The sequence below is a fragment of the Blautia sp. MCC283 genome (assembly GCF_018785565.1).
GTDB lineage: Bacteria > Bacillota > Clostridia > Lachnospirales > Lachnospiraceae > Blautia_A.
Genome location: NZ_WQQB01000025.1, coordinates 109,892 through 134,545 on the forward strand (window position 1 = coordinate 109,892; position 24,654 = coordinate 134,545).

19 protein-coding genes are annotated in these 24,654 nt (G+C 42.8%); 15 read left to right on the top strand and 4 right to left on the bottom strand.

Going from position 1 to position 24,654, the window contains the following annotated elements; genetic code table 11:
• Positions 1–668: 668 nt before the first annotated feature.
• From GPK81_RS08745 to GPK81_RS08755, 3 genes are all read right to left on the bottom strand, one after another.
• Entirely contained in the window at positions 669–1,181 is a 513-nt protein-coding gene (locus tag GPK81_RS08745) for a Uma2 family endonuclease (protein WP_118064052.1), read from the bottom strand.
• Positions 1,182–1,262: 81 nt separating this feature from the next.
• Positions 1,263–1,667 (bottom strand): hypothetical protein, encoded by a 405-nt coding sequence (locus GPK81_RS08750; RefSeq protein ID WP_215706898.1) that lies wholly within the window; start codon positions 1,665–1,667, stop codon positions 1,263–1,265.
• A gap of 197 nt (positions 1,668–1,864) precedes the next feature.
• On the bottom strand, positions 1,865–2,374 hold the full coding sequence (locus GPK81_RS08755) for a Uma2 family endonuclease (RefSeq protein ID WP_215706899.1): 510 nt from the start codon (positions 2,372–2,374) through the stop codon (positions 1,865–1,867).
• Positions 2,375–3,360: 986 nt separating this feature from the next.
• Between GPK81_RS08755 and GPK81_RS08760 the strand changes: the two genes are divergently transcribed.
• The 9 genes from GPK81_RS08760 to ybaK all read left to right on the top strand — a co-directional run bounded on the left by GPK81_RS08760 (position 3,361) and on the right by ybaK (position 13,028).
• On the top strand, positions 3,361–3,522 hold the full coding sequence (locus GPK81_RS08760) for a hypothetical protein (protein WP_021978166.1): 162 nt from the start codon (positions 3,361–3,363) through the stop codon (positions 3,520–3,522).
• 26 nt (positions 3,523–3,548) lie between these two features.
• The gene (locus tag GPK81_RS08765; protein WP_215706900.1) at positions 3,549–5,459 is read left to right on the top strand and encodes an Ig-like domain-containing protein; all 1,911 of its coding nucleotides are present in this window, start codon (positions 3,549–3,551) and stop codon (positions 5,457–5,459) included.
• Positions 5,460–5,524: 65 nt separating this feature from the next.
• Positions 5,525–6,256 (top strand): hypothetical protein, encoded by a 732-nt coding sequence (locus GPK81_RS08770; RefSeq protein ID WP_215706901.1) that lies wholly within the window; start codon positions 5,525–5,527, stop codon positions 6,254–6,256.
• A gap of 330 nt (positions 6,257–6,586) precedes the next feature.
• Positions 6,587–6,724, top strand: a complete 138-nt coding sequence (locus tag GPK81_RS08775; RefSeq protein ID WP_021978163.1) for a hypothetical protein — start codon at positions 6,587–6,589, stop codon at positions 6,722–6,724.
• Between the two features lie 389 nt (positions 6,725–7,113).
• On the top strand, positions 7,114–7,710 hold the full coding sequence (locus tag GPK81_RS08780) for a zinc dependent phospholipase C family protein (RefSeq protein WP_118064427.1): 597 nt from the start codon (positions 7,114–7,116) through the stop codon (positions 7,708–7,710).
• A 258-nt stretch (positions 7,711–7,968) separates the two neighbouring features.
• Positions 7,969–9,870, top strand: coding sequence for an NlpC/P60 family protein (locus GPK81_RS08785; RefSeq protein ID WP_215706902.1), 1,902 nt, complete (start codon positions 7,969–7,971; stop codon positions 9,868–9,870).
• An 83-nt stretch (positions 9,871–9,953) separates the two neighbouring features.
• A complete protein-coding gene (locus tag GPK81_RS08790) occupies positions 9,954–11,162 on the top strand; it encodes a transglutaminase domain-containing protein (protein WP_252196631.1) in 1,209 nt (402 codons plus the stop codon).
• A 123-nt stretch (positions 11,163–11,285) separates the two neighbouring features.
• Positions 11,286–12,524: a TMEM198/TM7SF3 family protein gene (locus tag GPK81_RS08795; protein ID WP_215706903.1), complete on the top strand. Its 1,239-nt coding sequence runs from the start codon at positions 11,286–11,288 to the stop codon at positions 12,522–12,524.
• Between the two features lie 24 nt (positions 12,525–12,548).
• The gene (gene ybaK / locus GPK81_RS08800) at positions 12,549–13,028 is read left to right on the top strand and encodes a Cys-tRNA(Pro) deacylase (RefSeq protein WP_021978157.1); all 480 of its coding nucleotides are present in this window, start codon (positions 12,549–12,551) and stop codon (positions 13,026–13,028) included.
• Between the two features lie 144 nt (positions 13,029–13,172).
• Here ybaK and GPK81_RS08805 read toward each other — a convergent pair whose 3' ends face one another.
• Positions 13,173–14,813, bottom strand: coding sequence for an ABC-F family ATP-binding cassette domain-containing protein (locus GPK81_RS08805; RefSeq protein WP_021650411.1), 1,641 nt, complete (start codon positions 14,811–14,813; stop codon positions 13,173–13,175).
• 335 nt (positions 14,814–15,148) lie between these two features.
• Here GPK81_RS08805 and GPK81_RS08810 point away from each other — a divergent pair, with 335 nt between their 5' ends.
• From GPK81_RS08810 to cobT, 6 genes are all read left to right on the top strand, one after another.
• A complete protein-coding gene (locus GPK81_RS08810) occupies positions 15,149–15,562 on the top strand; it encodes an RrF2 family transcriptional regulator (protein ID WP_021978155.1) in 414 nt (137 codons plus the stop codon).
• A 250-nt stretch (positions 15,563–15,812) separates the two neighbouring features.
• Complete coding sequence (gene nifJ / locus GPK81_RS08815; protein ID WP_118070123.1) at positions 15,813–19,358, top strand: pyruvate:ferredoxin (flavodoxin) oxidoreductase; 3,546 nt, start codon at positions 15,813–15,815, stop codon at positions 19,356–19,358.
• A gap of 115 nt (positions 19,359–19,473) precedes the next feature.
• On the top strand, positions 19,474–22,248 hold the full coding sequence (locus GPK81_RS08820) for a YfhO family protein (RefSeq protein WP_021978153.1): 2,775 nt from the start codon (positions 19,474–19,476) through the stop codon (positions 22,246–22,248).
• Positions 22,245–23,192, top strand: a complete 948-nt coding sequence (locus GPK81_RS08825) for a glycosyltransferase family 2 protein (protein ID WP_021978152.1) — start codon at positions 22,245–22,247, stop codon at positions 23,190–23,192. Before GPK81_RS08820 ends, GPK81_RS08825 begins: the two co-directional genes overlap by 4 nt.
• Positions 23,173–23,601, top strand: coding sequence for a GtrA family protein (locus GPK81_RS08830; protein WP_021978151.1), 429 nt, complete (start codon positions 23,173–23,175; stop codon positions 23,599–23,601). The genes GPK81_RS08825 and GPK81_RS08830 overlap by 20 nt, the downstream gene beginning before the upstream one ends.
• Entirely contained in the window at positions 23,601–24,653 is a 1,053-nt protein-coding gene (cobT, locus tag GPK81_RS08835) for a nicotinate-nucleotide--dimethylbenzimidazole phosphoribosyltransferase (RefSeq protein ID WP_118064468.1), read from the top strand. The genes GPK81_RS08830 and cobT overlap by 1 nt, the downstream gene beginning before the upstream one ends.
• Position 24,654: the final 1 nt, after the last annotated feature.

Here is a 24,654-nt window from a genome sequence, read left to right on the forward strand (position 1 = left end):
CAGCAGGCTGGATTGTGGCTCAAGTTATCGTACAACCGTTGTTGTTCCGGTGGGGGGCGATTTCGAGAGGGTGAAAAGAGAATCAGATCCGTAGAAAGTGCAGGCAAGATCAGGGAGAAATGGATGGGCTAAAGGTGAGATGGATGATGTGATGGATCGGACGGTTGTGATGGTGAGTTGTAGCAGACTGAGACATGAGTTGGACGGTGAGAGAGGCTGGATCTGTGAGTGGATCGGGGACGGCTGTGGTAGCAGATGTGCCAAGTTAATGAGAATGATAAATTCTTAACACATGAACGATTGTTCATATGTATTCATCCACAGAATATGAGTACGATAACCAATATTCTGAGCTGCCATTATAGCAGAAGATAACAGCATTATTCCACTCTGTAAACAATTACTGCTGCCAGGTATAAGCTTTTTCAGACTAGATTACATTATCCTTTTACTGTCAGAACGAATAAGGATGATCCAGAATTATCCCATATGCAGCCTGTAGCAATTCAGAATTTCATCAGAGACATAATAAAAAAGTTGGCGTAAACCCCTGTTCTATATAGGGAATCGCCAACTTTTATTTTTCAGAAAAGCTTCAATTTTGATGGTGGTCAGCATACAATTGTGTTAAAAATTTAACACACTAAAAACGGTCAGTAATATAACCATTAATAATCAATTTCCTCAAATAACTCGTCAAAAGTGATCTTGATATTTGGAAAATGGAGCAGGTGTAGCTCGTCTTTATTTTCTTCTGTGATGGTTTTCCAGAGGAAGTATTTTGGAATTTCTCCATCATAATCCAATTCATAGATTTCAACAGTTTTCTTGCGCCAGTCAACAATCCAGTATTCCTCGATTTCCTGCTGACAATAGAGTTGCATTTTCTCGGTACGATCATAATTTTCTGTTGAAGGTGACAGGACTTCCATAACAAAACGTGGGGCATCTGTAAAGGTGTTACCTCGTCTTGATTTTGTACGACAATTTATGGAAGCATCTGGAACAACAATCTTGTTATTGCCTTCTTCATCTTTAAAACGGTATTGAACATTATCAGAATATACATAGCAAGTGCTGTTTCTTAACTGATGTCTGACTGCTGCAACAAAATTTACGATTACAGCAGAATGTTCCGGTGTAGCTCCTGCCATGTCTGTTATTTTAAGATCCCAGTCCATAGTTTCACGCTCCCTTCTTAATAAGTCAGATTCCTGTTCTTATTATACCGGATTGAAGCAAAACATTCAACGCTGATCCGCTTATCCGGCCATCTTAGAAAGTAGTTCCTTCTTATATTTATAGAACGTCTTTCTTGTGATTCCAGCCTGAGTAATGGTTTCCAGATCATTGAGTGATCCGCCGAATGTTTTGTTGTGCTTCAGGATGATTTCTTTAGCTGCTATAGATTTCTTTGTTACAAATTTTGTACCGGAAGCCTGTCCAATCTGTTTACCGGAAAGCCTTGCCGTCTGCATTCCTTCCTTAGTACGTTGCCTGAGATCCTGAACCTCTTTTTCTGACTGTTCAAAAGCAAGCCTGATCTGTTCCTTGGCAAGCAGGAGCAAATATTTGTTGATCCCTTCCAGAATACAGTCAATATCTGTGTCTGTTGTTGGGATGTTGTGGAGAAAGAGAAGGATGTTCACGGAACGTATAAGACACACAGATCTTGTACGTTCTTTTTTTATGTCCGACTGTCCCGGGGGTACTTCCAACTTTACAGAATGAACGCATTACATAGGAAGAAACTCGATTAAAAAAAACGAGCAGAAAAATTTTGAGAGCCTGAAAATGAAGGAAGCATATACAAAAAGAGTAAAGGCAGCAGTATACCTTTACTCTTATATGGACATAGTGTTGATTAATATTCGATGATATCAAACAGTTCGTCAAAGGTTATGTGAAAATTCGGAAACATAACGAGTTGAAGATCTTCTTTATTCTCTGCGGTGACTGTCTTATATAAGTAAGGATAAGGCTCACCATCTTCTTTGAAATCGAACAGATAAATCTCAACCTGTTTCTTGCGCCAGTCGGCAATCCAATACTCAGAAACTCCAACCTTACAATAGATATTCATTTTTTCATGCCTGTCGTAGTCCTCAGTAGCGTGGGACAGGACTTCCATAACAAAACGTGGAATACCTGTAAAAGATACATTCTTACGATCTCTCATGTTGCAGATGATGGAAACGTCGGGAACAACGACTTTATCATCATTTTCACGCCATTCATACTGTACACTGTCACCGAAAACACGGCATAAGCTGTCTTTGATCTGGTTGCCGATCTTGATAACGAAATTGTTTATAACCATGGAATGTTCCAGATATGTCTTGCTTAAATCTTCAATGGGTAGTGTGTTATTCATGCTATGCACCTCCTACAATTACAGTATAAATGATGGTTGAAGCAGAATCAAGCAGTAACTGTACGGAAAAAGAGATCTGTAAATAAGTGCTGCCCTGTGAGCATCCTATAGTCCTACAAGCCGGGTTCACTGCCAGCTGATAACTTCTCCACAGGATCAGTTAGGATGGATTCCAGAGCTATCAGGTGAGCTACAGTCAGCAGATCAGGGTAAGCAAACGTGCCGGGTGAGCAGAGTATCAGGAGCAGGTCTGAGAGTAATCTGATTCAGAGAAGATGGCAGCAGTTGGAGGAATACTGTTATTTGATTCGTTGGAAGCTCACTGTGACTGGAGAAAGAGCCTGATATGGACTGGAATTTATATGGCTGGTACTGCCTGTATCAACAGATCGTGACCGCCAGAAATCAGAGAATCTTCTTATATAATGGGGTGAGAATGAATTTTTCAATGACTTTATGATCGGATTGAACTATAGGCTTCTAGGGCACGTATTCGGTCAGAAACGGATCAGAGGTGCTGTATGGAGACTTGTTCAGAGAGGTGTACAGGATGCTCTGTACGGGCTGTCAGACGCTCTGAAGGCCACTGTGGTGGGTAAGGTCAGGACGCTGCGGAGAGTGAGTTGGGAGTGGAGGACAGGGAGCTGGGTTGGATGTTATGGACATATTTTTTTGAAAAATTAAAAAAATTTTCATAGGCCTGTAACGCGCGTATATGGGGCTAGAATGGATTTTAAGGTTTAGACGGGTAACTTCCCATTGAAAAGATTACGGTGGATTTTTGTATCAAAAAGATAAAAAAAGTCCTTAAAACAGGGGTAAAAAATTGCTTTGGTAAGTGTACAGTGGAAGATTAAAAAGACTGTTATTATAGTGGCAAAAAAACCATTTTCCGACTATTGACAAATTTATATATAAATATTAGCATGACTTACACGATACAATAAGAACAAATGTTTGTAATAATATATGGAGGAATGAAAGAGATGGATGAATTTCAGCAGTTTGCAGAAGAATTTGAGGATGAAGAGTTTATGGATGATCTGGAAGAGTATGAGGAAGAGAGTGAGGATGAAGAAGATACGGGGTTAGAAATTTCTGATCTTACCGAAGAAGAGATGATACCATTGATTCTCTGGATGAACTGATTGACGACTGCGACACCTTAAAAGATATGCTGGATTCTGATACGTTCTTCTCTGATTCTGGTGAACTGACGAAACAGGGAGCTGCCAACATTGCTCTTATCAATAAGGGACTGAATGCAGAACAGCAGAAAATTGCGGACTATCGGGCACAACTGAAAAATGCTCAGGAAGAATATAATGCAGGAAATCTTACCAAGGAACAGCTGAAGGAATACCAGAAACAGTATAAGGACGGAATCCGGGAATCTTCCAAGGCGATTTACAGTTACAATCAGGATATGCTGAAAATGTATGAGGATCAGGTTTCAAAAGAGAACGATCTCCTGAAAGAGAACGTGGATATACGGCAGAAAGCCACAGATGCCAAGGAAGAGTATTACCAGTTTGATAAGACTATCAAGAGCAAAAATAAGGATATTAATGCGATCAAAGCGCAGATTGCAGCTCTGGAGGGAACTACAAACGTTGCTGCCAAAGCAAAGCTGGAACAGTTAAAAGCGGATCTTGCGGAAAAAGAGGAAGATCTGGAAGATACCAAACACAGCCATCAGATTGATATGATATCTAAAGGTTATGATAACCTTACCGATCAGGCTGACAATGCTCTGGACAGTACTTTAAATGCAGTAAAATCCAACTCTCAGATGCAGACCGCTGTCATTGACGAGATGCTGAAAACTACAAAGCAGAAATACAAGGATGCTTATGCAGAAATCAACCAGATCATTGCAGACACAGGTTTGAAAGTTTCGGATCAGTTCCAGAAGAACATTCAGAATTCCAATCTTAAGAATGATTCAACAGACAGTAAGAAGGCTGACAGTGCAGTAACAGGCATCAAAGATACCAAGCTTTCAGGATCTACAGGAATCGGAAATTCTGCTGCGGATAAAGTAATAAGAAATGTTGCTACCGATGCACAGAATAAAACCCTGAAGAACATTACATTAAGTCCGAAATCAGTTGTTGTGAACGTAGGAAAGACAGCAACGGTAAAGGTAAGCTTCAGTCCGACAACCGCAGTCAATAAGAATTTCACCTGTACAGCTTCCACAAAAGGAATCGTGAAAATCACACAATCCGCCAACAGTATCACTCTGAAGGGATTAAAAACCGGGAAAACAACAATCAAGGTTCAGGGATCTGGCGGATATTGTAAGGCTGTAAGTTTAAATGTGTCTGTACTGAAGGATGCAGCGAAGAATTCCAAGATCGTAAACAGTACAGCCAAGAGTAAGAAATATTCTCTTACCACAGAAGAAAAGAACCGTGTCCTGAATATGTCTACCGGACAGAGTGCCAATACCGTAAAGGCGAATACTAAAAAAGAAGCAGAGCTGAAGAAATGGTATGCAGCATTACCTACTTACACAGGCGGTGACGCAGAGATTGAGAAAATCAAAGATCCGGTTGTGAAGCACTTTGCAAAGAAAGGTAAGAAAACCAGCAATGCAAACATTGTAAAGGCAGCTTCGATTCTGGGCTATAAGGATGCAAAAAATGTAAGCAAATGGGATACCAAAAAGAAGAACGCATTGGTTAAAAAGCTTCAGACGTTTGGATTCTCCAAGGGCGGAGTGATCCGAAATCTGATCCCGGCAACTATGGGGACACTTCTGGGAGATGCGATCATGAAAAATGGTGATACCGGATTCATTGGAGCCAAGTCGGGAGAAACGGTTCTGACGCAGGATTTTACAAAGATTCTGAGGCCAGCAACAGCGATCATGCAGGAGTTTACGGATGTTATGCAGAATGCAGGAAGTCCAAACATAAAAGAAGTACCAGCCAGACAGGAAGTTACCATGAATAATGAGTATCAGTTCGTGATAAATGGTGTGGACGTGAACGACATGTCAGAGCTGAAAAAAGTGATCCGTGGAGAGCTTGATAAGCACGACAAGCAGCTTGCAAAAGAGTTTAAGAAATTCAGATAAATATGAAAGTATGAGGGCATCTGTACCAGTTACAGGTGCAAAAAGGATAAAAAGGAGTAAATAAAATGAGAAAATATAAGAAATATACGAAAGAAGAATACAGTAAAAAATTTGATGATCTGATGATGAAGACATTTAATTATGTTATGCAGGAAGGAGAGCAGATCGTCCAATGTAAGGAACCATACCCAGCGTACTGGTTTATGTCCAACAAAGGTTATCTGTTTTCTGCATATGGTAATAAGATCAAGGTAGTGAAACCAAACCACAGGTACACAGGGACAAAGAATAAGGACGGCAGCCGGACGGGACAGGACTGGTATTATGAATACAAAGTTAAAGGACAGAAACACAATAAGCACGTTAGCATGTACCGGGTAATGAGTGACTGTTTCCTAGAAAATGAGTTCGGATCTGATGACAATGAGATCCACCATATCAGGAAAAAGAACCAGTATAAGCCAAGTGAAGGAAAAGAGTGCAACCGTGCGGACAATTTACAGCTGCTGCCCCGGGAAATCCATAAAAATCTGACGTATTACGCAAGCAAAACGGACGTAGATCATAACAAAGAGATGGAAGAGAAGATAAAAAATGCGGACTGTCCATCTTTCCAGCTTTCACAGGAACAGTTTCAGGTGTTGCTAATGTCAGCCTTATATGATTGTGATATAAATGTGGGAAAACCAGTTATGTATACGACAACAATAACAGAGAATGTGGAAGATATAGAAGCGGAAGCGCATGTTCTGGATGTAGAAAAGATACTGAAACAGAATCTGGAAGAATGCGAATAATTATACAAAGGAAGAACAAAACAGATGTAAAGAGCATCCCCGGAACGTGACAGGATGGCAGCAGTGGCAGAAGCAGAGGCAGCAGTAAGAAGAAAACACTAGCTGGACCGGCTGTAAGAATATGTCATGCAAGATCCGGGATACTCTTTTTTTAGTGGAAGAGAACAAGGAATAATTGGATATTGCCCGTAGATTATGATAGAATAATGCTGAAAAGGTTCTGTCGTAATCGTATGTAGGGCATAAAAGGAATACGACACGATGGGAAAAGATTTAAAAGGTAAAGAACTTGGTAAAGGTATCACATAAAGGAAGGATGCTTCGCTTCAAATGACAATGGATTTATATACAAGTGTCATGGAGCAGAAAAAAACAGAAGATATGAAGCTTTTGGAGGATACCATCGGATTGGACAAAGTAAATGAAAACAGCACTGTAAGAAACAACAAAATTATTCAGTTTGCATAATACAGGGGACTGCGAAAATGGGGTAATGATGGCGTAAGAAGCATAAGTAATGGCGTACAGTATCCCGAAAAGCCTTATAGAATCAGGATTTTAGAAATGAAAAAGGACGCAACCTGTAATGCTTATTACGTATACCAGAGCACCCCATACGACCTGTATGGCACACCGGATTTTAAGGAACTGTAAGAGGGCTGAAACCCGTATGGTTGAGCTGAGTGAAAAAACAGAAACTTTACGCAAACTTTATTTGCTTATTTAGAAAAATGGTGCTATAGTAAAGTTGGTTCTGACAAATGTATTGTTTACAGATTTCAGTCGATGGCCGGCAGGACTACTTTACTGATGGATTCGGCCATATTCTGAATCATGAAAGAAGGAAGAGGGAAAAATTGCGTAAAAAATCACATATACTGTTAGGCAGATACCTGGCAGACCAGATGTCCGAGGTGTATAGCCTCCAGCAACACAGAAAAGCGTTTTGCCTGGGCAATATTATGCCGGATCTGAGACCGTCGTTTCTTACTACCAGACATGAGTTTTTTGGAACATTCAGTCAGCTTCAGGAAAAGATGCGGGAATTGATTGAGCGAAATCCGGAAGAAGATAATGCCAGAGTTTACTGGCGCAGATTCGGAGAGGTCATGCATTATATGGCAGATTACTTTACTTTTCCTCATAACAGAACATATAAAGGAAGTCTTGCAGAACATAATTCCTATGAAGCGGAACTGAAGAATTGTCTGAAGGAGTGTATCTTAAGTGGAAATGCGGACAGCCAGCTGGAAGAGGCGAAGCATTTTGACAGTTTTGAGGAACTTGTGGGATATATCCGCGAGAGGCATGCGTGCTATCTGGAGAGCCCTCGTTGTATTGCAGATGATATCCGCTTTATTCTTCGAGTGTGTTATCAGGTAATACAGGGGATTTTTCAGCTCTGTCTCAGAAGACAGTTCCATATGGAAGGCCGGCCGGTAACGGCAATCTGACAGTATACGACAAAAAGCTGCTGCGCGAAAGCGTTGCAGCTTTTTTGCAGTACGAAAATGTTCTTATAAAAATGTGAATAAAAAGTGAAAAATAAATAAATTGACAAGGATATCCCGGCAGAACGGTTGATTTCATAAAATTCCTATGCTAAAATAAGTGGAGTTAAACTTTAGGTTATCTAAAATGGTTTAAGGCAGACCTTTATTATAGGGGAAGTAAAGGGATGTTCAAGGAAAGAAGGGAGCATCTTAATAAATATGAAAAACAAGTACCTTAATAAGTTTTTATGCATCACGATGATATCAGCTATGGTACTGGCAGGCCCAGCCGGGGTCAGAGCTGCTGACATGGCAGAAACTGTTGCGGCTGATGAGGGGAGTTCTGAGGGCAGTGAGGAAGTGACAGAACCGGAAATTCCTACGGATCCGGAACCAACAGAAACACCAGATCCGGAACCGACGGAAACACCACAGCCAACGGAAACACCAGATCCGCAGCCAACAGCAACGCCGGAGCCAACAGCAACACCACAGCCGACGTCAACGCCGGAACCAACAGCAACACCGGAGCCAACAGCGACACCGGAACCGACAGCGACACCACAGCCAACAGAGGCACCGCAGGATGATACCAGGGTACAGACAGTTATAGATATGATCAATGCACTGGCAGGAAAGATGATCACAGCTGATACAAAAGATGAGATTGAAGCTGCACGAGCTGCTTATGATGCACTGACTGATGCAGAAAAAGCTAAGGTTACGAATTATTCTGTACTGACTGATGCAGAGCAGAAGCTTGCAGCGATATTACAGGATAAGGATAACAAGAATAATTCCAATAATGGAACTACAGATATTACAGATGGAAATAATGCTACGGCTACTCAGATCGGAGATCCGGTTTATGTGACAAACATGGTCTCCAACCTTCACGCAGGTAAAGATTTTTATCTGGACAGCCTTAAGAATAATTATAATCTGACATTTTCTGATGATTTTACATCTGTTATGGATGAAATCGAGAAAGAATATAAAGAAAAAAATAAACTGACCGATGATACACTGCTGGTACGTAACTGGCAAGATATCCTGGCTGTTTATATTTATCAGCAAAGTAAAAGCGGTAAGACATCTTTTACAATGGACTCATCCTGTAAAGCAGATCTGTCCAAGATCTTTGAGGAAATGAATCCGATCGTCAGAGATAAACAGGATATCACCAAGGTATCTTATGGAAACCGTAAGATCAATTATTATATTAAGAAGAATAATATTGCAAAGCAGGATAGAACCGTTCTTAAGAAATATGTAGAGACAGACTGTAAACTTCTTTGTGCGGTTGTTACTGCATCGAAAGGTTTTGTCCGCGAGAGCGTTGGCGATAACGTGTCCGAGGACCGTGTAGATGTTATTGCGGCTGCTTATTCTCTGGTAGGTAAAGTTGGATATTTCTGGGGTGGTAAGTCTACTGTCCTTGGAGAGGATCCGAGCTGGGGAACCGTTGAGAAAGTCTCAGCAGATGGAAGCAAGAGTTCAGGAACTTTGCGGGCGTATGGTCTTGACTGTAGTGGTTTTGTTACCTGGGCAGTGATCAACGGTTATCAGGATCAGGGAATGCAGGCGGCAGTTGGTGACGGAACTTCCGATCAGTGGGAGAAAGCGAATGTTGTCAGCGAGGCAGATGCACAGCCGGGAGATCTTGTATTTCAGAGAGGACCTGAAGCGGGCAGTGACAACCATGTTGGAATTTTGTGTGGCAAGACGGATTCCGGAGACTGGATCGCGGTACATTGTTCTTCCAGTAAAAATGGAGTAACAGTAGGTGAGGCATACAGCGCAAGCTTCCGTTATATCAGACAGCCGGCGTTCTATTCTGATACAGCAGTAACTGAGCCTGGCAGTGAAAATGCAGAAAACACTACGACAGAAGATGGCACGAATAATATTCTTACAGATGTTGTGAAGTCAACAGCACTGAAAGACGCACTTTCATCCAATGATACTCTTTCTGATAATCTTCTTGAGGACTTTAAAAACAATTCTCTGCAGGAAGATGAGGATGAAGATGAGATTGAAGATCTGACTCTGGATCCGGAATCTATCGATGATGCGGTAAAGACTTTTGATGATGCAGAAGCATTGGAATTGGAGAATTAAGAGACAGCAGATAAATAAGGGCAGTCTCCTGCGGGAGGCTGCCCTTTCTGACAATCGGTATTAGGATATTAAGAGGATAAAAAATGAAAAAGGGATTTTTTTGCCGGCTGGTGGTAATTTTGACCGTATTATCTGTTATGTTGCAGCCTTTTTACGTTCGGGCCGGAACATTGGATCAGATCCGTTCTATTGCGAAGAGCGTTTTGTCGGGAAAACCGGAAGAGGTAGAAGAATTACGTCAGATGGAAGTGGCACAGAGTGAGGAAGGACATCAGGAATATTATTTTAAACAGTTAAATGAAGAAGAACAGAGAGTTTACAGAGAACTCCTGAAGGGCATTCGCGCACGGGAAAAGGACTTTTATCTGACCCTTTCCCAGGATGACAGTATTGACAGATGCTATCATGCGGTTCTGAAGGATCATCCGGAGATATTCTGGGTGCATAACCACGAAAAAATTTATAAAACAACTTATTCAGACAGTGATTACTGCACTTTTACCCCGGGATATATTTATACAGAAAGTGAGATCAGTGAGATTCAGAATGCCATGGAGGCTGGATTTCAGGAAGTAAGCAGTCTGATTCCGGCAGATGCCAGTGATTATGAAAAAGTCCGCATTGTTTATACTTATGTGATTGATAATACCCAATATCAGGCAAGTGATGACGATCAGAGTATTGCAGGTGTCTTCTGGAAAAAAGAGGCAGTTTGTGCGGGATATGCAGGTGCAGTTCAATATCTTCTGGAAAGAATAGGCGTTCCGTGCATTTATGTAGATGGAAGCACGCAGGGAAGTACAGAAGGGCATGCATGGAATATTGTAAAACTGGATGGAGAGTATTATTATGTAGATGCTACTAATGGTGACCAGCCGGATTTTCTTAATGGGAATGCTGCACAGCTGGAAGAACATAAGACGATTATTTATGATTATCTTTGCCCTTTTCCAGAAGAATACGAAAAAAAATATATAAGATCGGAGGAACTTACTGTTCCGGACTGTACTGCAAAAGACATGAACTTCTATGTTCTGAATCAGGGATGTTTTGACGGATATGACTGGGAGACTATTTATGATTACTGCAAAATGCGTTTGGATAATGGCGCTGCGGTAGTTCGATTTAAATTCAGCAATCAGGAGGCATTTGCTGCAGCCTGCAATGAACTTCTGGATAATGGGGAAGTGCAGAATGTAGCTCAGTATTATATGAAGCAGAATGGCCTTGGGCAGGTGGAATACCATTACGGCGTGCTGGATAATTTTTATACCATATATCTGATTTTCTGAATAAAGATCATGAAGTGATCGGCAGATTTTCAGGCAGAATAATGAATTCAGGAAGAGAGGAGTAAGCGAATGAATATGGATATGTTATCGAGGGTGTTTGACATTATACAGAGGACAGGAGGTATGGAACAGATTGGACAGCTTATGATGATCGTATATGGAGTGCTCTGTGTGTTTGGACTTTTGAACTGTATTCTCGGGTACCGTATCTTACGTTTCTGGATGATGATCTTTGGCTTCCTCATTGGTGCAGGTGCCGGTTTTGCCGCAACATATATATCAGGTGTGCAGGATAAAATGATAATTGCAGGGGCCATGGCCGGATTTGGCATTGTACTGGCGATCGTTTCATTCCTGGTCTACAGAGCAGGTATTTTTGTACTGGGATTTGGTATCGGAATATCTTTGAGTATTTACCTGATCCATCCAACCAGTTCTTTTTCCTTTTTTCTCTGCATTCTGATCGGTGTAGGACTTGGTGCACTTGCCATGCGTTATGCAAAAGGTGTGATCATTATTGGAACCAGTGTTCTTGGCGGAGTTCTGGCTGGTTTATCCATCGCTCAGATGGGAGGCCTTGCACAGTTTCCTTATGGAATTGGTATGGCTGTGGGAATTGCACTTCTTGGTATGCTGATCCAGTTTGCCATTAATAAGGACAGAGATGAAGAGGAGGAGAGCGAAGACGAGGACGAACCCTACGAAGAGGAGAGGAGCAGAAAAAGAAAGAACATACCGGAAAACAGAAACCACGATTTCGGATATGCACCGGATGATCGTGGAAGAAAGTCCGCAGGTGGATATCGGGATGACCGGACGGGTAATTCAGACACAGAGGTAAGGCATTCCCGAAAAACTTCCGGTCGGGATGGAAGATACGGGGATCGTTCAGAACGTAGAGATTCTGCGGATGAGCGAAGAAGGAACAGAGGCGAAGACAGCAGAACCTCTGCCGGCAGAAAGGCAGGAGGCAGAAGAGAAAATCCAAACAGTTCTTCTGACAGCCGAAGAGGTGGAAATTCCAGAAACAGTTCCTACAGTGGAAGGAGATCTGCTTCTGACAGAACTACGTCTTCAGAACGCAGGAGGGCAGGTACCTCTTCAAAAAGTTATTCACCTGATCCTGGAAGAGATCGCAATTCTTATAGTGCCAGGAGCCGAAGGTATAACAGAGAGTCCGGTTATGAAGAAATCGATATGAATGAAGACTATGATCCATATGATATTCCGGACAGGGAAGAGGCACAAAATCCAAATACATATGCTGAATTTGAAAAACAGCAGCAAAGAAGACGGCAGATGGACATAGAAAATATGGCAGATCTGGATCCGGAAGATTATGACGAATGGGAAGATAAGTAAGAGAAAACCTGAGGAGTGACAGAAATGGGAAAAGAAGCAAAGACCAATGCGATGAGAATGCTTGACCGGAAAAAAGTAAAATATGAGGCGATCACATATGACTGTGGAGAATTTATAGATGGGATCCATTGCGCGGATCTTACCGGTGCGCCTCATGACCAGTCTTTTAAAACACTGGTCATGGAAGGAAAGAGCGGCGGCTATTATGTATTTGTGGTACCGATTGAGAAAGAAGTAGATCGTAAAGCGGCAGCGAAATCTGTTGGAGAAAAGACAGTAGACATGATCCACGTAAAAGATCTTACGAAGATCACAGGTTATATTCGAGGCGGGTGCAGTCCGCTTGGAATGAAAAAGAATTATCCAGTTGTGTTTGATCAGTCAGCGGAGAATTTTGAGGAAATTTATGTGAGCGGCGGAAGAGTCGGACTCACTCTGAAAGTTCCGCTTAAAGACCTTCTGGATGTGACTCAGGGGAAACTTGCTCCGATCACAATGGAGTAAAGGATTGCTAAAAAGAAATACTAAAAAAGCTTCTGCCGCAGGAAAACTTGCGGCAGGAGTTTTTTTACGGATAAAAATCCCCTGCATCTGCTTTTGCATAAGCAGGCAGGGGAAGTGCATACATCAAAATTGGTTATGAAAGATTTAGTTATCCTGAGCGTCTTCTTCATTAACCTGGAAGACGTGACGTTTCTTGGCCATTTCATCGCTGGCAAGATATTCATCATAAGTTGTGATTTTATCAACCAGTTTGCCGTTAGGAAGAATTTCCATAATACGGTTTGCGGTTGTCTGTACAAACTGATGATCATGAGATGTGAAAAGGATTACACCCGGAAATTTGATCAGTCCGTTGTTAAGTGCAGTAATGGATTCCATATCCAGATGGTTGGTAGGCTCATCCAGGATCAGAATATTGGCTCCGGAGATCATCATCTTGGAAAGAAGGCAGCGAACTTTTTCACCACCGGAAAGAACACGGACACGTTTTACACCGTCTTCACCCGGGAAAAGCATACGACCAAGGAATCCACGGACATAAGTTGCGTCCTTAATCTCGGAATACTGTGTCAGCCAGTCTGTAATCGTGAGGTCATTATCAAATTCCTGAGTGTTGTCCTTCGGAAAATATGCCTGGGAAGTAGTGACACCCCATTTATAATTACCTTCATCCGGCTCCATCTCACCTGTGAGAATCTTAAAGAAAGTTGTGATCGCCTGCTCGTTGGCACCTACGAAAGCAACTTTATCCTCGCGACCCAGTGTGAAGGAAATGTTATCCAGAACTTTGACACCATCAATTGTCTTGGAAAGATTTTCAACCATAAGAACTTCATTTCCGATCTCACGGTTTGGACGGAAGTCGATATATGGATATTTACGGCTGGAAGGACGCATATCATCCAGCTGGATTTTTTCCAGAGCACGTTTTCTGGAAGTTGCCTGCTTGGATTTGGAAGCATTGGCGCTGAAACGGGAGATGAATTCCTGAAGTTCTTTGATCTTTTCCTCTTTTTTCTTATTGGCTTCTTTCATCTGTTTGATCAGAAGCTGGCTGGACTCAAACCAGAAATCATAGTTTCCGGCATAGAGCTGAATCTTTCCATAGTCAATATCAGCAGTATGTGTGCAGACTTTATTCAGAAAATAACGGTCATGGGATACTACGATGACGGTATTGTCAAAGTTGATCAGGAATTCTTCCAGCCATTCAATAGCAGGAAGATCCAGATGGTTGGTAGGCTCATCCAGAAGAAGGATATCCGGATTTCCGAAAAGAGCCTGGGCAAGCAGGACCTTGACTTTCATACTACCGGTAAGATCTGCCATCTGTGTGTAGTGGAACTCTGTGTCGACACCGAGACCGTTGAGAAGAGTGGCGGCGTCGGATTCTGCTTCCCATCCGTTCATCTCTGCAAATTCACCCTCAAGTTCGCTGGCACGGATACCATCTTCGTCTGTGAAATCCTCTTTTGCGTAGATGGCTTCTTTTTCTTTCATGATCTGATAAAGCCTTTCGTTACCCATGATAACGGTATCCAGAACAGGGTAGGCATCATATTTGAAATGATCCTGCTGCAGGAAAGAAAGTCTCTGTCCAGGTGTGATTACGATATCACCTTTCGTTGGTTCGAGCTGGCCTGAGAGGATCTTGAGGAATGTAGATTTTCCTGCGCCGTTGGCGCCGATCAATCCATAGCAGTTGCCCTCTGTAAATTTGATGTTAACGTCTTCAAAAAGTGCTTTTTTTCCAACACGCAGTGTGATGTTGTTTGCTGAAATCATATCATACCTCTTTTTTCATTAATAAAAATCGTTTCAATTACATAGTATAACATTACAATCGTTTCCTATTGTACCGTAAACTGAAAAATTTGCAAGCTGTATTTTTCTTTTTTATATAAATAGAGGGAAAACAGCGGGTTTACAATGGATTACAGGAAAATAATAACCTTTTATTATTGAAAAAAATGCGTTATACTGACGTATATGATAAACAGAGTAGCCCGAAATCAAGGATGTATCCTGACACGAATGAAACACCCGGGAACGTGTCGGTACAGACAGGGGCGGAAATTATCATAAATCAGCAGCTTAGTTGAACAGAAGAGAGGTTAGAGATGTTTATCACCAGAGAAAGCGATTATGCGATGCGGGTTGTCCGCGCATTGATGGGGGAGACGCGTTTAAGCGTCAGTGAGATCTGCGAGAGGGAGGCGATTACAGCACCTTTTGCCTACAAAATACTGAAGAAACTTCAGAATGCGGGAATTGTGGAAGGATATCGCGGAGTTCATGGCGGATATGCCCTGAAGAGAGATCCTGCGGATCTGACATTATATGATATATATAGTGCGATTGATTCCGACATGTCGATCATTGAGTGCCTGAATGGAAAATGTGAATGTTCAAGAAACGGCCAGGACGGTGTGCCATGTTATGCTCATGACGAACTGAAAGAGATTCAGGGACAGCTGTGGGCGATGCTCCGGCGGAAATCCATGAAAGATCTTTTTGAGAAAGAGGAGCAGTAAACTGCTGTGACAGGCGGAAATAAGCGTATGATAAGATAATAAGAAGAGCGGGGAGGGAGCAATGAAAAAGTTTCTGACCGGCTCTTTTTTCTTGTCAAAAAGATAACAACGTTTGTACATGATAATATACAAAAAACAGCGAAAGAAAATGGACATAACTGGGAATCTATGCTATAATAACCAATGGAATTTTAGGCCCTTGACAGCCTAAAAATATATTTTCAACAAACCTTTAAGGAGGAATAAACAAATGGCAAGAAAGATGAAAACCATGGATGGTAACCATGCAGCCGCTCATGCATCATATGCTTTTTCTGATGTAGCTGCTATTTACCCGATTACCCCTTCATCTGTAATGGCTGAGGCAACAGACGAGTGGGCAACTCAGGGAAGAAAGAACATCTTTGGACAGGAAGTACAGGTTACAGAGATGCAGTCTGAGGCTGGTGCAGCAGGTGCTGTTCACGGTTCTCTGGCAGCAGGTGCCCTGACTACAACCTACACAGCTTCCCAGGGTCTTCTGCTTATGATCCCGAACCTTTACAAGATTGCTGGTGAGCAGCTTCCGGGAGTTATCAACGTATCTGCCCGTGCACTTGCTTCCCACGCACTTTGTATTTTCGGTGACCATTCCGACGTTATGGCCTGTCGTCAGACTGGATGTGCAATGCTTTGTGAGTCTTCTGTACAGGAGGTTATGGACCTTACACCGGTTGCTCATCTTGCAGCAATCAAAGGAAAAGTTCCGTTCATCAACTTCTTCGACGGATTCCGTACATCTCATGAGATCCAGAAGATCGAGACATGGGACTATGAAGATCTGAAAGATATGGCAGATATGGATGCTATCGCAGAGTTCCGTAACCGCGCTCTGAACCCGAACCATCCATGTCAGAGAGGTTCTGCACAGAACCCGGATATCTTCTTCCAGGCAAGAGAGGCATGTAACCCATATTATGACGCTCTTCCGGCAGTTGTTCAGGAGTATATGGACAAAGTTAACGAGAAGATCGGAACAGACTACAAACTGTTCAACTACTACGGAGCTGCTGACGCTGAGCACATCATCGTAGCTATGGGTTCCGTAAACGATACCATCGAGGAGACAATCGATTACCTTATGGCAGCTGGTAAGAAAGTCGGTGTTGTTAAAGTTCGTCTTTACAGACCATTCTGTGCACAGGCTCTTATCGATGCAATCCCGGATACAGTTAAGCAGATCTCTGTTCTTGACAGAACAAAAGAGCCAGGAGCTCTTGGCGAGCCTCTGTATCTTGATGTTGTTGCAGCTCTTCGCGACAGCAAGTTCAGCGATGTTAAGATCTTTACAGGACGTTACGGACTTGGTTCCAAAGATACAACACCTGCACAGATCGTAGCAGTATATGAGAACACTGAGAAAGAGAAATTCACAATCGGTATCGTTGATGATGTTACAAACCTTTCTCTTGAGACAGGTGCACCACTTGTTACAACACCAGAGGGAACAACAAACTGCAAGTTCTGGGGACTTGGAGCTGATGGTACTGTAGGTGCTAACAAGAACTCTATCAAGATCATCGGTGATAACACAGACATGTACGCTCAGGCTTACTTCGATTATGACTCCAAGAAGTCCGGCGGTGTTACAATGTCTCACCTTCGTTTCGGTAAGAAACCGATCAAATCCACATACCTGATTCACAAAGCAAACTTCGTTGCATGTCATAATCCGTCCTATGTTAACAAATATAACATGGTACAGGAGCTTGTTGACGGAGGTACATTCCTTCTGAACTGTGCTTGGGATATGGAAGGACTTGAGAAACATCTTCCGGGACAGGTTAAAGCTTTCATCGCTAACCACAATATCAAATTCTACACCATCGACGGTGTTAAGATTGGTATTGAGACTGGCATGGGACCAACACGTATCAATACAATCCTTCAGTCCGCATTCTTCAAACTTACAGGAATCATTCCTGAGGAGCAGGCTATCGAGCTTATGAAAGCTGCTGCTAAAGCTACTTACGGACGTAAGGGTGATGACGTTGTTAAGAAGAACTGGGCAGCTATCGATGCCGGTGCTAAACAGGTCGTAGAGGTTCAGGTTCCGGAGAGCTGGAAGAACGCTGAGGACGAGGGACTCTTCATGTCTCACGCATCCCACGGTGCTCAGGAAGCTCAGGACTTCGTAAACAACATCCAGTGCAAGATCAATGCTCAGGAAGGTAACAGCCTCCCGGTATCTGCATTCAAGGATTATGTAGATGGTACAACACCATCCGGAACAGCTGCATATGAGAAACGTGGTATCGCAGTTAACGTTCCTGTATGGGTTCCGGACAACTGTATCCAGTGTAACCGTTGTGCATATGTCTGCCCGCATGCTGCAATCCGTCCGGTTGCCATGACAGCAGATGAGACAGCTAACGCTCCAGAGGGAATCAAGACACTTCCGCTTACAGGAATGAAAGACTATACATTCACAATGACTGTATCCGCTCTTGACTGTACAGGATGTGGTTCCTGTGCAAATGTCTGCCCAGGAAAGAAAGGCAACAAAGCTCTTGAGATGGCTCCACTTGAAGCTAACGCAGGAGAGCAGAAATACTTCGATTACGGTGTAACACTTCCTCAGAAGGAAGACGTTATCGCTAAATATAAAGAGACAACTGTAAAAGGCAGCCAGTTCAAACAGCCACTCCTTGAGTTCTCCGGCGCTTGTGCAGGTTGTGGTGAGACACCATACGCTAAGCTGATCACACAGCTCTTTGGTGACAGAATGTACATTGCAAATGCTACAGGATGCTCCTCTATCTGGGGTAACTCTTCACCATCTACACCATACACAACAAACGCTAAGGGACAGGGTCCTGCATGGTCCAACTCTCTGTTCGAGGATAACGCAGAGTTTGGTTATGGTATGCTTCTTGCACAGCGTGCGATCCGTGGCGGTCTGAAAGAAAAGATCGAAGACCTTGTAGCTAACGGAACAAACGAGGACGTTAAAGCAGCTGGTCAGGAATGGCTGGATACTTACGCTGTAGGCGCAACAAATGGTGCAGCTACAGAGAAACTCGTTGCAGCTCTTGAGGCTTGTGGATGTGACAAGGCTAAAGAGATCCTTGCACAGAAAGACTTCCTCTCCAAGAAATCCCAGTGGATCTTCGGTGGTGACGGATGGGCTTACGATATCGGATTCGGCGGTGTTGACCACGTTCTCGCAAGCGGACGCGACATCAACGTTATGGTATTCGATACAGAGGTTTACTCCAACACAGGCGGACAGTCTTCCAAGTCTACACCGACAGGTGCGATCGCTCAGTTCGCAGCAGGCGGAAAAGAGACTAAGAAGAAAGATATGGCATCTATCGCAATGAGCTATGGCTATGTATACGTAGCACAGATCTCCATGGGTGCTGACTTCAACCAGACTGTAAAAGCAATTGCAGAGGCAGAGGCATATCCGGGACCATCCCTGATCATTGCTTATGCTCCATGTATCAACCATGGTATCAAGAAAGGTATGAGCAAAGCTCAGACAGAGGAAGAGCTGGCAGTTAAGTGCGGATACTGGCACAACTTCAGATTCAACCCGGCTGCTGAGAACAAGTTCAGCCTTGATTCCAAGACACCGGATATGGAGAACTATATGGACTTCCTGAACGGTGAGGTTCGTTACAACTCTCTGCAGCGTCAGAATCCTGAGAAAGCTGCTAGACTGTTCGCTAAGAACGAGTCTGAGGCTCAGGCTAGATATGAGTATCTGCAGAAACTTATCACTCTTTACGGAGCAGATAAGAAAGAAGACTAATTACTGATCAATAGTTACTGTTTATACAGTGTGCTTGCTGATTAAGCATTAGGTGACAGGCCTGCGGTGTTTAGCGCACCGCAGGCCTTTTTCATATACAGGAGAGATATACAACATGAGAAGATTTTTTTCGAAGGAGAAATCCAGAAAAGAGAAAAAAGCAGATTTTTATATTCTGTATACGATAGTTTTTGCAGTGATCTCACTGTTTATTTATGGCTGTTTTTATTTCAACGGAAAATCACTGATCTGGAGCCATGACGGTGTTCCGCAGCATATTAATGCACTTGCCTATTATGGGAAATATCTGCGGAATGTACTGAAAACACTGGTAATAGATCATAAAATTTTCTTCCCTATGTGGGATATGCATATTGGTTTCGGATCTGATATTCTGACAACACTTCATTATTATGTGATCGGTGATCCCCTGACATTACTTTCTGTATTTGTACCGGAAAAAAATACGGAGATTTTGTATGAGATTCTGATCTTTCTTCGAATCTATCTTGCGGGAATCACATTCAGTATTTATTGTTTTTACCGCAAGAATCCGAAACAGGCCACATTTATCGGAAGTCTTGTTTATATTTTTGCGGGATGGACGATCTATGCGTCTATGAAACATCCTTACTTTTCCAATCCTATGATCTACCTGCCGCTGGTTCTTATGGGAATTGAAAAAGTTTATAAAAAAGAGAAGCCGCACCTTTTTATCTGTGCGACGGCTGTAGCGGCAATGTCAAGTTTTTATTTCTTTTATATGATCAGTATCTTCATGGTGCTGTATGCGGCATTTCGGTATTTCGGTTTATTCCGGAAACGTTCCGTGAAAGATGTATTTCAGTGGTTCCTGAAATTTACAGGTTTCTATCTGGTGGCACTGATGATCGCTGCGACGATTTTTTTGCCTGTGGTGATGACTTTGTTTGGAACAGAACGTTTTCAGGCACAGAATTATGTCCCGTTATTTTATGACCGCATTTACTACGAAAAATATCTCGGCTGTCTGATTGGTGAGAATATGATCCAGTGGGGAGTTGCTGGATATTCCGCAGTTGCCATGGCAGGCGTGTTTGTGATTTTTTCCAAAAGAAAAAAATATACAGGACTGAAACTGGGATTTGTACTTTTAAATCTGTTCCTGCTGATTCCTTTTGCAGGACATGTGCTCAATGGATTTTCCTATGTATCCAACCGCTGGATCTGGGCATATGGAATGCTGATCGCCTATATTCTGGTGCAGGCATATCCGGAACTGTTTGCCTTACAGATACAGGAAAAAAGACGGATTTTTATTATGCTGCTGGGATATTGTGTGCTTGCACTTTTTTCGGAAACAGCCCGTACAGAGCGGAATATCATGGCTGTAATGTTGCTGGTTCTGGCTGTGTTTACAGTAGTTTCCTATGGAAATATTTTTGTGCAGGGAAAATATCTCTGTGGAATGATCGTTACTGTACTGATAGCGAGTATTCTTTTGAATGTGTCATATCAGTATTCTTATGAAAAAGATTATCTGTCAGAGTTTGAAGAAAAGGGCGGAGCACTGGAGGCACTGCAGTCCGGGCCGGATAAAGCGATCCAGAAGCTGGAAGATTCTTCAGTCAGCCGTTATGATCAGTACAAAACGGGCTCTTACGTAAATACTGCCATGTATATGGGAACTAACAGTACTTCTTATTATTTCAGTGTGGCCAATGGAAATATCAGTCGTTTCTTCGATGAAATGTACCTGAATACACCATGGGATTATCATTACAATAATCTGGACGGAAGGACCATTTTGGACCGTTTAGCTGCTGTGAAATATTTTGCCATCAAAAAGAACGGATATGGCTACGTTCCTTATGGATATGATCAGGAAGCTGTTACTACAAAGAAGTACAGGATTTACGAAGATGAGGATGCGCTTCCTCTGGGCTATACGTATGATACCTGGATCCCAAGGGAAAAATATGAAAAACTTTCTGTAACAGAAAAACAGCAGGCTCTTCTTCAGGGAGCTGTCATTGAAAGCAGCAGCCTTCCGGAAACAGACCTTACCTTTGATGACAAGAAAGCAGATTTTACACTGGAAGCAGGAAAAGGCTGTAAGATCAAAGATGGAAAGATCATTGTAACAAAGAAAAATGCCAAGGTTTCTATAGGATATCAGGGAGAACCGGATGCAGAAGTCTATCTTGTGGCGAAAAATCTGGATTTCAACGCATATTCACCGCGTGCCCGGATCAGTGACAGAAAGTGGGATTCTCTTACAGAATATGAGAAGAATACGGTACTTCACGAAGATGACAACTGGCGCTACTGGAAAGAAAGTAAAGAATCCGCAGTAGAGGTTTCTCTGGGAGCGGTGGACAAAACCATCCGGATTTTTACAGACAAATATAACGGATACAGTGGCCGCCATAATTTTCTTCTGAATATGGGGTATAAAAATTACAGCGCAGGAACTATAACGCTGACATTTTCTACTCCTGGGGAATATACATTTGATGATCTTTATCTGGTATGCCAGCCTATGGATTCTGTGGAAAAACAGACAGACCGGCTTGGAGAAGAAAGTCTTCATAATATAAAGACCGAAACTAATAAACTTACCGGAGATATTGAAGTATCTTCAGATAAGTTCCTCGTGTTTTCAATCCCATATAATGCAGGATTTACAGCATATGTGGACGGAAAGAAAGCAAAACTGGTTCAGGCGAACAGTATGTATATGGGGGTTGAGCTGAAAAAAGGAAAACACAGCATTGAGCTTACCTACTGTACACCATATGTGATACCGGGAATGTACCTGAGTGTATCAGGGCTGTTTCTGTTTTTGATGATCGGAATCTTTTACCGGAGGCCAAAGAAACAAAGAGAAAGGGGAAATCAGGAAAAATGAGCAGATTATCGGTGGTTTTGCCTGCGTATAATGAAGAACAGATGCTGGCAAAAACCTGCCGGACGCTGAAAAAAATCCTGGATTTAGCCGAAATCAATTACGAACTGGTTATTGTAGATGATGGTTCTACGGACCAGACATGGAAAATAATTGAGGAAACTGCAGAAAAAGATAGAAATGTGACTGGTGTACATTTTTCCAGAAATTTTGGAAAAGAAGCTGCAATTGTCGCAGGACTGGCTCAGGCGTCAGGAAACGCAGTGGCTGTTATGGACTGTGACCTGCAGCATCCGCCGGAAGTTCTTGTAAAAATGTATCGGTTATGGGAACAGGGCTATGAAGTTGTAGAAGGGATAAAAAAGAGCCGTGGAACAGAAACTGTGTTTCACAGAAAAAGTGCAGGATTTTTTTACAGGATCATGTCCAGGGCAACCGGATTTAATATGGAGAATGCTTCAGACTTTAAACTTCTGGATCGGAAAGCTGTGGAAAGCGTTCTTTCTATGCCAGAGCGGAGCATGTTTTTTCGGGCAACCTCATCCTGGGTTGGATTTAAAAGTACATCTGTGCTTTTTGAGGTGCAGGAGCGGGAAGCAGGAGAGTCTAAATGGTCTACCGGAAGCCTGATCCGTTATGCATTTCGCAATATCGTGGCTTTTACAACGCTTCCGCTGCAGTTTGTAACGATAGGAGCCGGTGGCTGTTTCATATGTTCTCTGCTCTTGCTGATCTATTCACTGGTGAGATATTTTACCGGACATGCAGTAGAGGGTTACACGACTTTGCTGATCGTGATGCTGTTTATCGGCAGTGCGGTGATGATGAGCCTTGGAATTATCGGATATTATATTGCAAGGATCTATGAAGAAGTGAAGCGCCGGCCAAGATATATTGTATCCAGAATCATACATGGAGGTCATGAAAATGAAAAAACGGATTCTTAAATTATATGAAAATGATGTGATCCGTTATATTTTCTGGGGTGGTTGTACAACGCTGGTAAATCTGGTAAGCTTTTATATTATGAGAGAGCTTGGCATTATTCTGATGGCGGCGAATGTAGTATCGATCATCCTGGCGATCCTGTTTGCATATGTTGTGAATTCCAGATTTGTATTTCATGATCAGTGTGCAACTCTTGCGGATCATATCCGGCCTTTCCTGAAGTTTGTAAGTGCGCGTCTTGTGACAATGGTGATTGAAGTTGGAGGTGTTTGGCTGCTGGCAGTTGTGCTGGGATTTCACGATATGGTTGCAAAATTCTGCACCCAGTTTATTGTGCTGGTGCTGAATTATATATTTAGTAAATTTATAATCTTTACCACAGGTAAAAAAACGGGAGGTAGCAAATGATGACTTTAAAAGAAGCAGTAAAAAAAGTCCGTCCGCTGGATGAAAAGGCCATGGAAGGGGCAAAACAGCGTTGGGACAGTATTGCAAAACCTCTGCATTCCCTGGGCGAACTTGAAAATATGCTGACACAGATTGCCGGGATCACAGGAACACCGGATGTCCGTGTGGAAAAAAAAGCAGTAGTTGCCATGTGTGCAGATAATGGTGTTGTAGAGGAAGGCGTGACTCAGACAGGACAGGAAGTTACCGCAATTGTAGCCGAAAATTTCCTGGCGGGAACCACAACCTGCTGTGTGATGTGCCGGCAGTGTGGTGCGGAACTTTTCCCTGTGGATGTTGGAATGGTAACGGATACAAAAGTCCGTACAGATCTTAAGGTTGCCTACGGAACCAGGAACATGACGAAAGAACCTGCCATGACGAGAGAACAGGCGATCCAGGGCATTGAAGCGGGAATTGCCATGGCCGAGGAACTGAAGGGAAAAGGATACCAGGTTCTTGCCACCGGTGAAATGGGAATTGGAAATACGACCACCAGCAGTGCTGTGGCATCTGTACTTCTCGGGAAACCGGTAGAAGATATGACAGGAAGAGGAGCCGGACTTTCCGGTGAGGGGCTTGTGCGAAAGATCAACGCGATCAAAAAGGCCATTGCCCTGAACAATCCGGACCGCGCAGATGTGATCGATGTTCTGGCAAAGGTTGGTGGACTGGATATCGCAGGAATGACCGGTGTGTTTATCGGTGGAGCGGCATTAGGTATGCCGGTTGTGATGGATGGATTTATTTCCTGTGTATCTGCCCTGATCGCAGTAAAAATCTGCCCTCAGGTCAGTGATTATATCATTGCTTCTCATGTATCCAAAGAACCGGCAGCACACCTGATCCTGAAAGAACTGGATAAAGAAGCAATCATCCATGCGGGAATGTGCCTTGGAGAAGGTACCGGAGCGGTTGCCTTATTTCCACTGATGGATCTTTCCTGTGCAGTATATAATTCCATGAGTACTTTTGGAGATATCAATGTAGAACAGTATGAGGAGCTGAAATAAG